At 40.5% G+C, this 11,880-nt stretch carries 6 protein-coding genes; all 6 read left to right on the top strand.

From position 1 onward, the window contains the following. Positions 1-14: 14 nt before the first annotated feature. Positions 15-1,751, top strand: a complete 1,737-nt coding sequence (locus P2W73_RS14525; RefSeq protein WP_276502787.1) for a RagB/SusD family nutrient uptake outer membrane protein — start codon at positions 15-17, stop codon at positions 1,749-1,751. A 25-nt stretch (positions 1,752-1,776) separates the two neighbouring features. Beyond that, on the top strand, positions 1,777-3,336 hold the full coding sequence (locus P2W73_RS14520) for a glycoside hydrolase family 32 protein (protein WP_276502786.1): 1,560 nt from the start codon (positions 1,777-1,779) through the stop codon (positions 3,334-3,336). Positions 3,337-3,767: 431 nt separating this feature from the next. Further along, on the top strand, positions 3,768-4,928 hold the full coding sequence (locus P2W73_RS14515) for a FecR family protein (RefSeq protein WP_276502785.1): 1,161 nt from the start codon (positions 3,768-3,770) through the stop codon (positions 4,926-4,928). Between the two features lie 58 nt (positions 4,929-4,986). Then, positions 4,987-8,121: a SusC/RagA family TonB-linked outer membrane protein gene (locus tag P2W73_RS14510; RefSeq protein WP_276502784.1), complete on the top strand. Its 3,135-nt coding sequence runs from the start codon at positions 4,987-4,989 to the stop codon at positions 8,119-8,121. 29 nt (positions 8,122-8,150) lie between these two features. Then, positions 8,151-9,596: a RagB/SusD family nutrient uptake outer membrane protein gene (locus tag P2W73_RS14505; RefSeq protein WP_276502783.1), complete on the top strand. Its 1,446-nt coding sequence runs from the start codon at positions 8,151-8,153 to the stop codon at positions 9,594-9,596. A gap of 51 nt (positions 9,597-9,647) precedes the next feature. Further along, a complete protein-coding gene (locus P2W73_RS14500; RefSeq protein ID WP_276502782.1) occupies positions 9,648-11,843 on the top strand; it encodes an alpha-amylase family protein in 2,196 nt (731 codons plus the stop codon). The last annotated feature ends 37 nt before the right edge of the window (positions 11,844-11,880 follow it).

Genomic DNA, 11,880 nt, shown 5'->3' with positions numbered 1-11,880 from the left:
AAACACAAATTATTATGAAATACAACTTCATTACATTAATAATGCTGCTAACGATTCTTTCTTTCGTTAGCTGTCAGAAATTTTTAGAATCCAAACCTAAGGGTACACTTACAGAAAGTGATTTAAATACTCCCGAGGCAATTGATGGCCTTTTAACTGCAGCCTATGCAGCAATAGGTAATGACGACCGCGAAGATCCTATCAGTAGCATGTGGGCATATGGAAGTGTGCATTCCGATGACGCTTATAAAGGTGGAGGCGCGGTAAACAACCGTACAGAATACGATGCGTTAGAACAATATTATACGATAGAAGCGGCACAAATTCCGAATAACGCAGGTTTTCCTGCTACTTGGACAAATCTCTATCGCGCAATCTCAAGGGCTAATTTTGCATTAAAGAAACTCAATTCTGTTTCGGAAGCAGATTTTCCTCAAAAAAAGACCCGCCAGGGTGAAGCCCGTTTTCTGAGAGGGCACCTTAACTTTCTTTTGAAAATATTATTTAAATACTTTTCCTATATCGATGAGGAAACTTCTGATGATGATATTTTAAAAATTTCCAATCGCACGTTTTCCAATGACGAGTTATGGAACATAATTGCGGATGATTTCCAATTTGCTGTCGACAACCTTCCCGTTAGCCAGTCTCAGCCGGGGAGAGTCAACCGCTTATCAGCAGAAGCCTATCTGGCAAAAGTCAGACTTTACCAGGCCTATGAACAAAATGAAAATCATGAGGTGATTAATATTAATAAAAACAAGCTTGAAGAAGTAGTTGCATTGACAAGTGATGTCATCAATTCCGGTAAATATAAATTGTCGAATGATTTTGCCGAGAATTTTTTATGGGATTATGATAATGGTCCCGAGTCCATATTTGCCATTCAATATTCTATTAATGATGGTACTACAAATGGGAGGTTGAGTATGTCTACTAGCCTTAACTATAGTAATGCTCCTCAATATGGCTGCTGTTGGTTTCATATTCCATCCCAAAACATGGTGAATGCTTTTAAAACAGACCAGGATGGCCTTCCGATGTTTAACACATTTAACGATGCGGACCTGAAAGATGCTGATCTTGTTTCTGCAGGTGCAACTGTTGATCCACGTATTGATCATACCATAGGAATCCAGGGGCATCCATTTAAATATAATCCCAAAATTCTTTATTCGCATAGCTGGGAAAGAATCCCCCAGATCTATGGATCGTTTGGAAATATGAAAGAACAACAGGCCGCTGATTGTCCTTGTTTTAAAAAAGTAGGCCCCTATATCGGTTCTTCCAAGAATGTAGATGTGATTCGCTTTGCCGATTTGCTTTTATGGAAAGCGGAAGCGCTTATTGAATTAGGTCGCCAGGAGGAAGCCAGACCATTGATCAATCAAATCAGGGTCAGGGCAAAGAATAGTACCGGAAGAACAAAGTTTTTGGACGGTTCGAGCCCCTCAAATTACCGGATCGCAGAATATGACGGTATTAATCTGACCTGGACGCAGGCAAATGCAAGAATGGCTCTTCAGTGGGAAAGGCGCCTGGAGTTTGCGATGGAAAGCCCACGTTTCTTTGATCTTGTTCGATGGGGAATCGCGGCGGAAACATTGAATGCTTATTTAGCTGTTGAAAAAACAAAAAGGGATTATTTAAAGAAAGCCTTCTTTACAAAAGGTAAAAATGAATATTTCCCTATACCCCAAAAGGAGATTGATTTTACGAAAGGGTTGTATGTTCAAAATACCGGCTATTAAAATTTAACATCACAAAGATATTTTCATGAAATGTCAGGTTAGGGTTATAATAGTAATGCTTTTACTACGCTATGAAGTTGGTGCCCAGCAAATAACTGAAGAAGCGGTAAATGCAAAAAAAGAGAATTCTTCAGCTCAAAAAAAAGGAATAGAGGCTACCGATCCTTATCGGTTAAACTATGCCGATGTGTATGAGAATATGCATTACAATCAGGTCCTTCGGCCCCAGGTTCATTACACTGCTATTACCGGGCAAATAGCAGACCCGACCGGCTTAATAAGGTATAAAGGGCAGTATCACCTGTTTTATATGTATGATGAATGGTCGAAAAGAAGAAGGGATAATAAAAATTGGGGCCACGCCGTCAGCGATGACTGTATTTATTGGGAACAGCTGCCGCCAATAACCAACACAATTATTGACAACAGGCCGGGAAGCGGCAGCGGCATTATTGACTGGAATAATACATTGGGTCTACGAACCGGTGCCGAGAAAACAATGGTTGTTTTTTATACCGATTATGGGAGGGGCGTTTGCCTTGCTTTTAGCAATGATGCGGGGAAGACATGGATACGGCACAAAAAGAACCCCGTTATTCCGGCTAAAGAAAACAGGCGTGACCCCAATGTTTTTTGGTTCAAGCCAGACCAGTCGTGGCGAATGGTCATATATGATTTCCCGGGCTTTTCCTTTTACAAGTCTGATAATTTGCTGGACTGGCATTTTCTCAGTCAGCTGGATGGTTTTTTTGAATGCCCTGACATGATTGAAATGCCCTTAGATGGAAATAATCAAAATAAGAAATGGGTTTTAATTGATGGCAATGGCTCTTATTATATAGGGGAGTTTGATGGGATACGGTTTAAACCCACCGGTGAAAAACATCCTTTGGGGGAAGAGTCCGTATTAAATACCTCTGGCGGCCGGACAAATTATTATACAAAGGATATCTATGCCACACAAACATGGAAACAATCCTATGAAGGGGATGGCCCTTTTTACCAATTGGCTTTCATGATGATTAATGAACCTCCGGTTCATGACAGGATATGGAGCCAGCAAATGATTTTTCCCGTAGAACTTTCGTTAAAAACGATCAACGGCAGAACAGTGTTATGCCGGAATCCCATTGACGGAATAAAGCAATTACGATATGATCCGCATGCCTGGAAAAATTTAACTGTAAAGCCTGGAATAAAATTGATGGGGGAGATAAAGGGAGATGTGTTCGAGATCATTGCGGCAATCGACCCGGGCAAATCAAAAGAAATCGTATTTGATATCAGGGGAGAAAAGATCATTTACAATTCATCGCTGCAGGAGCTTTTTTTCATGGGGGCGAAGGAAAAAATAACTCTGGTAAATAATCAGATCAAATTAAGATTTATCGTCGACAGGAATTCAATCGAAATATATGCAAACGAAGGGGAAGTAACCTTTACCAGGTTGTTTTACCCCGACGCATCGAATATGAACCTTAGCTTATCGGCTTTGGGAGGGGAATGCCAGGTGCTGAATCTTGAGCTGTATAGGTTGGAATCAATATGGTTAAAGCGGGAGCAGGAATTAGGTTATAAGCGATAGCAATGAATTTAAATGATCATTTAAAATTTAGTAACCCGGACGTTCTTAAATACGATAAGACAAAAGGAAGGTATAAAACGCATCTTATTCAAAGCATGTCTGTATGCAAATTCAGGAGCGAGTTTGAAAATATGAGGTTAAATAAATGAATGCGGATATCCAGCTGAGTTGCCATTGCAAATGCAGAAAATCTTTAAACTCTTCCGGTATGAAGAATTGAAACATGCTGAAGTAGCAAACCAAATGAATATTTTCGGTAAAAGCCGTTGAAGCGAAGAGGAACTGGGCGTTCGTAAAATTGAGACGGGTTATCCAATTACCTTACTCATGAAGTCTTATTTTGCCGGTATTTTTTCTTCAATTTTTTTTCTTTCCTGTAAGGGTATTTTCATTCCAAATCGTTTTACTGCTGCACGCACAATGACAACCCGATGGACGATCTATTAATAAAATATCTGGCAAATGAGTTGAGTGAGGAGGAAAAAATACTCGTACGGAACTGGATTAATGATAGCGATCAAAATGCGAATTATTTTGAAAAAGTAAAGAGATCATGGGAGCTTATTGATGTTGATCACAGTATGGAAAAGATAAATATTGATAGTGAATGGGAATATTTCAGGAAGAAAAGATCGGCCGGTCATTTAAAAGTTGTAGGGGATGAGCAGGTCAGTGGGCCGGAGAAAGCGGATTTTAACGGCACTGCTGTCAGAAAAAAAATAATCAATAAAAAAATAATATTGGCTGGTGCTATAGCCGCCTCGGTACTGTCAATCCTTTGGATGGGAAGAAATATTTTCATGAATATCCCCGGGGAAAAGCAGTTGGCGATAAAAACAAATGATAAGATTGATAGTAGCTATAGTGTTGTTACCAGGAAAGAAATTAATACCTCAGCCATACCTAAAAAAATCCGGTTAGAAGATGGATCTGAGATTGTGTTATACAAAAATAGTGAGGTAAGCTATAAAGAAAAGTTTGAGCATAATCGTCGGAATATCGAGTTGACCGGGAAGGCTGGGTTCTCCGTTGCAAAAGATAGCACAAGACCATTTACGGTGTTGACAGGTGATGTCTCCACTACAGCATTAGGTACTGAGTTTACAGTCAGCTCATACCCGCAGAGCGATAAAATCGCAATCAGGTTGTACGAGGGTAAGGTCGTTGTAAAGTCATCTCTTGAAACACCAAAAAAACTCGGCCGGGAATATATACTGTTAGCAGGCACTGAGTTGGTGTATGACAAGGTAAAAGTAAATGTAAGAGTCAGGTCATTCAGGACAGCAACGGTTTCGGGGAAAATAATAAAAAGCAATAAAAAGGTGGTGGAAGATAACCCTTCTTTGCCCGGCGATAGCGGCGGGTCATGGTTTATGTTCAATAATCAAGCCCTGGATGAGGTATTTGATCAATTAGCCAATATGTTCCAGGTTAAAATTATCTACAGGAAGAAAGAGGTAAAGAGAATGTATTTCATTGGCAAATTCGAAAAATCGGAGGAACTGAAAAATATTTTAGAGCGAATAGCAACACTGAATGGTTTAAAAGTGAGCCAGGAAAACAATGGATTTCTGATTCAAAAGAAAAACTGATGTGGCCGGTAGTTTCGATTGACCGGTGATTTTTTAATCTAAACAACACTGCTTGCATATGAGCCCAAATCAAGTTACAAACAGGTTCAGTTTGGTTGCGCTTATTTTCTTTTTTTGCCTTGGTCAATCGATCGAATGTATCGGGCAACAAAAGAACAGTAATATCAAAGGGGTCGTAATGACCGATAACAATGGACCCATTCCCAATGTGAATGTTATTATCAGGAATTCAAAAAATAATTTTACTTCCGGCACCACCACGGATAGCAGCGGAATATTTTCGTTTTCAAGAATCCCTTCCGGCGGACCTTACAGCTTTAGTTTCTCTGCTGCAGGGTTTGAATCCCAAACTTTATCAGGCTATAGTGTTAAAGAAAGCAGCGACCTGTCTCTTGTCATTACTATGAAAGAATCAGTGATCTCAATGGACCAGGTGATTGTGATCGGCTATGGTACACAAAAAAGAAAGGACCTGACCGGATCTATCGCATCAGTAGGCAGTAAGGAATTTAAAGATCTTGCGTCAACCCGTATTGACCAGGCGTTGCTCGGAAAAGTAGCGGGTGTCCAGGTAAAACCGGTTTCCGGGGAGCCGGGTGTAGCGCCGCAAATCAGGATAAGAGGAATTGGAAGTATTTCGGCCGGCCCGGACCCGTTATATGTTGTGGATGGATATCCTGTCGGAAGTATTGAAACGTTGAATCCAAATGATATTGAAAGCATAGATATTTTAAAAGACGCATCCGCTACTGCCATTTATGGATCACGGGGAGCTAATGGAGTTATCATCATCAATACGAAGAGAGGTCGGGCCGGCAAGCCAGTGATAACTTTTGATACCTACACCGGCTGGCAAAAAGTTGCCAAAAAGCCGGAGATGATGAATGCAAAGGAGATGGCTCAATACTTTTATGATGGGATTAAAAACAGGAATATTGATGAAGGCCGTCCTGTTACCGGTCCGCCTGATACCTGGTTCAGGATTGTACCCCCGGTGATTCTTGATGTACTTGACGGCAGAAATACACATGATGTTGATGCATTAGATGTGGTACTGCATACTGCTCCGCAAAGTCAATATCAATTGACCGCTACAGGTGGGAATGAAAATGTAAAGTATGCACTGAGCGGTGAGTACCTGACACAAAAAGGAATCGTATTGAACAGCAATTTCGACAGGTATTCGCTGAGGGCAAATATTGATGCCAAATTATCAAACAGGCTTTCCGCCCGGATCAATCTCAACCCATCCTATACCGATAAAAATGCACTGCCAACAACAGGCAACCAAGGCGAAGGAATACTGGGAAGCGCTATGGCAACGCACAATTTTTATCCTTTATTGGATGAAAATGGTGAATATTTCTTTTTTGGCGGCCTGGCAGCACAGGCAAATTTTTCAAACCCGTTGGCAGTGGCAAATGAATATAAGGCCAATCAAAAATCGTTCAGGCTGCTAAACAATATAAATGTTGACTATAAAATAATCGAGGATCTAAAGCTGAGTGTATTAGCAGGAGCAAGCTTTTTGAATACAAAAAGGACGACATTTAAACCAAGCCTCCCGGTTTTTTTTAATAACCCGCCCACTGGAACTGACAATTCATTTTCAAGCATAAACTGGATAACGGAGGCCACATTGAATTACAACAAAAAGTTAAATAAACATAACCTTGCGGGGCTTGTTGGTTATACTGCGCAAAAAGAAAATGGTTATTCCAATTTTTTGGAAAGCAACCGCTATCCCAATAATTTAATACAAACGCTAAGTGCTGTTGGCGGGCAGATCACCAACGGCTCCTCCGAAAAATACACCTGGTCCATATTATCTTATCTGGCGAGATTGAATTATAATTTCAATAATAAATATTACCTGACAGCTTCCATACGTACCGATGGATCTTCCCGTTTTGGCGCCAATAAAAAATATGGAGTTTTTCCTTCGGCAGCGGTAGCCTGGAGAATTTCGGATGAAGATTTTTTTAAAGGCATTGAATTTGTAAATGAATTGAAGTTGCGAACCAGTTATGGAGAAACCGGAAATAACAACATCGGAAATTATGAGCAATACGCCACTATCAATTACCTCACTTATGATTTAGGTGGTGTTGCAGTAGGAGGATTTGCCCCCCAAAGACTTTCCAATCCTTCTTTGACATGGGAAAAACAGCAGTCGGTCAATATAGGAATAGATGCCAGTTTCCTGGAAAGACGATTGTCTTTTACAGTAGATTATTTCAGATCAAAAAATAAAGATCTTTTATTGAATGTTAATATCCCGGCTATCACCGGGTTTACCAATGCGCTGAAAAATATTGGTGAGGTTCAAAACACAGGTTGGGAATTTGTTGTGCGATCAGTCAACCTGAATCAGCAATTGACATGGACTACCGATTTTAATTTATCTGCCTATCGTAACAAAGTTGTAAAACTTGGACCGGAAGGTGATCCGATTTTTACTGATAACAATGTCACGATGCTTGGACAACCTATCGGTATGTTCTATGGCTTAATCGTGGACGGTATTTTCAAAAGCCAAGCTGAGTTGGACAAGGGGCCAATCTATAACCCCGGAGCCAGTGACCGCTCAAGGATCGGCGACGTAAGATTTAAAGACATAAGCGGACCGAATGGAAGACCGGATGGCATCATCAATAGTTTTGACAATACCATCATGGGCACTCCTTACCCGGATTTCTATTACGGAATGACCAATAATTTTTCCTACAAAAATTTTAGCCTGACGATCAGCCTGCAGGGCTCACACGGAAATAAGATCTATGACCTGTCGAGAAGCGCCGGAAATAGTACGAGAGCGAGGGTGAGAGTGTATGCTTTCAACAATAACTATTGGAAGTCTGAACAAGAGCCCGGAGACGGTAAAACACCAAGGCCTAACGATGCTCCTACAGGAGGGGTGAGACTTCCAAGTCAACGTTACCTTGATAACGGAACCTATCTCAGGTTCAATAACATCATAGCAAGCTATTCATTGCCCCGTCAATTCTTTTCAAAGCTGAAGTTGAGTGCGGCCAGGGTTTACGTGAATGCAACCAACCCTTTACTTATTACAAAAAATACAGCTTTTAATCCCGATGTTAGTTTTAGCAGCGATCCTTTAAGACCAGGTAATGAGTCTAACGATTATCCGTTGGCTAAAAGCCTTATCATCGGTTTGAATATTTCATTTTAAGCTTATTCAAAAAACTAAAAATTACAGGTATGAAAAAATTACTCTTCCTGCTTGGACTGGCGCCTGTTCTTATATTTTCCTGTAAAAAAGACTTTATCGAAGCAAGGCCTGAATCGTCTGTTACCATTGATGTATTATATAAAACTGATAAAGACTTCCAGGATGCTGTTATCGGTTGTTACAGGGAATTGCAAATCCAATATAGAAATTTCTGGGTATTTGGAGATCTGCGCAGCGACGACTCACAACAGGAAATATTCAGCAATATATCCCTGCTTACCGTCGACAATTTTACATTGGCCAGTGATGCTTCCCTGATCAGGGATACCTGGAGGAATTATTATATTCTGATCAACAGGGCTAATAACATTTTAGACCAGATAGAAAAAACAGATACGGCTGTTGTAATAAACAAAAAGCGTCATATAGGGGAAGCAAAATTTTTAAGAGCCCTTGCCTATTTTGACTTGGTAAGAATTTTCGGGGCTGTTCCCAGAATCACCAAAGTTATTTCTCTCGAAGAAGCCTATAAAGCCGGAAGAGAACCGGTTGATAATATATACAGCCAGGTGATTATTCCGGACTTAACTGATGCGGAAAATAATTTGCCGGTAAAATATACGGGCCAGGATGTTGGAAGAGTCACAAAAGGAGCGGCCAAATCACTTTTAGGAAAAGTATACCTGACCATTAAGGATTTTGCTAAAGCTGAAGCCAAACTGCAGGAAGTTACTACCTCGGGTTATTCCCTGTTGCCGAAGTTCAATGATCTGTTCGATTATACAAAAAATGAACATCATAGCGAATATATTTTTGACATAGAATTTGAAGAAGGAATAAGCCTGGGCAGCAATTATACCAATGACTTTTTGCCTATTTCAGTTCCTATGGCAAACTATTATGGAATTAAAGGCGCATTGGGCGAAAGAAACTCACCTACTAAATCCATCTTTGATGAGTTTGATCTGCAGAGTAATGATCCCAGGAAGAATATTTCTGTAGCTGAAGGAGGATTTACAGATCAAAACGGAAACTTCATTCCATTGTTGCCGAACACATCCCAATCGTATACGAAAAAATATATTACGTCTGTAGCAAGCGGTGGTGACAGTAAAGTCAACTGGAAGTTGATCAGGTATGCTGATGTACTGTTAATGTATGCTGAGGCGCTGAATGAAAATGGAAAGACTGACCAGGCTTTAGGATTCCTCAACCAGGTTCGTCAACGGGTAGGCCTGTCGGCTCATACAGGTTTATCGAAAGATGATACAAGAGAAAAAATTTATACAGAAAGGCGACTCGAACTTGCTTTTGAAGGACACCGATGGTTTGACCTGGTAAGAACAGGACGAGCTTTCAGCGTAATGCAACCTTACGGAATGTTGCAGCATATGACGCTTTTCCCGGTGCCGCTTAGCCAGGTGCAATTAATAAATGACAATTCTGTTTTCTCTCAAAACCCCGGGTATAACTGATGATAGTGCTTTAAACAAAATTCTTTTTCTCTCAAGTCTAAATAATTAGTTATGGATATTTCCCGCCGCAAGTTCCTGGCTTCAACTTCAATAGTCACTGCCGCCTCCTTATTTGCTGACCCATTGTTCGCTTTTCAGCCGCTGGGAAATCCAGTGGATGACTGGTATTTAAGGATGCGAAGAGTTGCACAGCACAACTTAAATGAATATGATCCACAAAACTTGGATATTGATTACTGGGTTAATTATTGGGCTGAGTTGAAACTGGATGCAATCATTTTAACGGGCGGGGGATTGATGGCGATGTATCCGACAAAGATAGCTGGTCATTATAAAAGCCAATTCCTTGGTGACAGGGATCTATTTGGAGATTATCTCAAAGCCTTAAAGAAAAAACATATCAGGGTAATAGCAAGAATTGAAACCAATTATTTACACAAGGATATATTCAATGAGTATCCACAATGGTTTGAAAGAAATGCAGACGGATCTCCCCGGGAGCATGCGGAAACGCCCTGGATATATCGCACCTGTCTTTTTTCCAATTATAGAAACGAACAGGTTCCAAAAATCATGAATGAGATAATGTCTCGTTATGATGTGGATGGATTTTTTACGAATAGCTGGCCCCAGGTTGGTGGCATGCCGCGTATATGCCATTGCGATAGTTGCAAAAGCCTGGGCAAATTATCCCGGAAAGAGATATCCGAAGAACAAATGAAACGAACACTGGAAACAATCAATAAAATAACTAATGTAGTCAACGAAAAAAAGTCAGGCATAATTTATAATGTTAATATCGCTGGCGGTATCGGGGCCATTCAAAATATTAAAAAAATCGGGGACAAGGCGAAATGGATAACCTGTGATCACCAGGGCAGGGGAGGCAATACACCTGTATGGGATTGTGCACAGCAGGGTAGGGTCGCCTATTCAGTAATGAAAGGAAAACCTGTTACAAATGTTGTTGGAATTAAGACTGGGGCGTGGAGGCATAGTACTAACTCCGAAGCTGAAACAATGTTATGGCTGGCGCAGACAACCTCCAGTGGCATGATACCCTGGTGGGTATATCTGGGGAGCGAGGTATATGACAAACGATGGATGGAAATAGGACGTAAATATTATCAATGGCTGGCAAAACATGAAAGGCATTTTTTTAATAAACGTTCAATGTCACGTTTGGGGGTTGTGTTTTCTCAGAAATTAAATGAATTATATGATGCACCCGGTAATGTACCAGGAGGATATGGTGGACGTCCCGTTGATCCGAATGCCAAAGGCAATCCAATAGACTATTTGCAGGGAATTTACTATGCATTGCTTGAAGGAAGGTTTCCATTCGATTTGATACATGAAGATGATCTCAGGCCAGAGACCCTTAAAAACTATGATGCGCTAATAATGCCCAATATTGCCTTGCTTAGTGACGAACAAGCCGGAAATATAAGAAGCTTTGTAAAAAATGGCGGCTCTTTATTGGCGACTTTCGAAACTGGTCTTTATGATGAATGGGGTAGCCTGCGTAATGATTTTGCGTTGGCTGATGTTTTTGATATTCGGCTAATGCCCGGGTATAAAAAACCAAAGGGACAGATTTTTTATGCATCAATCAATGCCGAACATGCTATTGTAAATGGCTTTGGCGATACCACCATACTTCCAGGTGGCGAATACTACGTTCCTGCTACAGCACCCGGTAATCATGTATTGACTATTATTCCTCCCTATCCTAACGGAATTCCGGAAATGGTATATGCACATCAGCGAAAAGAATTGGATTATCCTGGTCAAAAAAGTAATGAGCCGGCAATGGTGATCCGTGAGAAAGGTAAGAGCCGGCTTATTTATTTTCCTTCTGATATTGATAAAAACACCTGGACGAGATCAAGTGCTGATCTAAGCAAACTGATTCAACAATCGGTCAGCTGGATGTTGAAAGGGGAGTCGGTTGTAAGTGTGCAAGGAGACGGTAACATAGAAATTTTTGTTTGGGAAACAGAGCCAGGGTTTGCCATTCATATCCTGAATTATAATAACCCCAATATGGCAAGGGCTTCAATCAGAAAATTTTATCCTATCGGTGAACAAAAAGTAAAAATGACACTACCTGATGGTGTAACTATTACAAAAGGAGAGCTGATTCGCTCCGAAACACCATTGAAGTTTAAACAAACGGGAAATCTCATTGAATTTACTATTTCTTCTATTGAGGATTTTGAAATAGCAGCATTGTATAAGAGCTAAAAAAGAGGTTAGTAACTTATAGTACTGGGCAGCGGTT

Origin of the sequence: Terrimonas pollutisoli (genome assembly GCF_029360765.1) — a bacterium.
In the GTDB taxonomy this organism is placed as follows: Bacteria; Bacteroidota; Bacteroidia; order Chitinophagales; family Chitinophagaceae; genus Terrimonas_B; species Terrimonas_B pollutisoli.
Note: the sequence above shows the minus strand (reverse complement) of the source record. Positions and strands in the feature narration are given on the sequence as shown.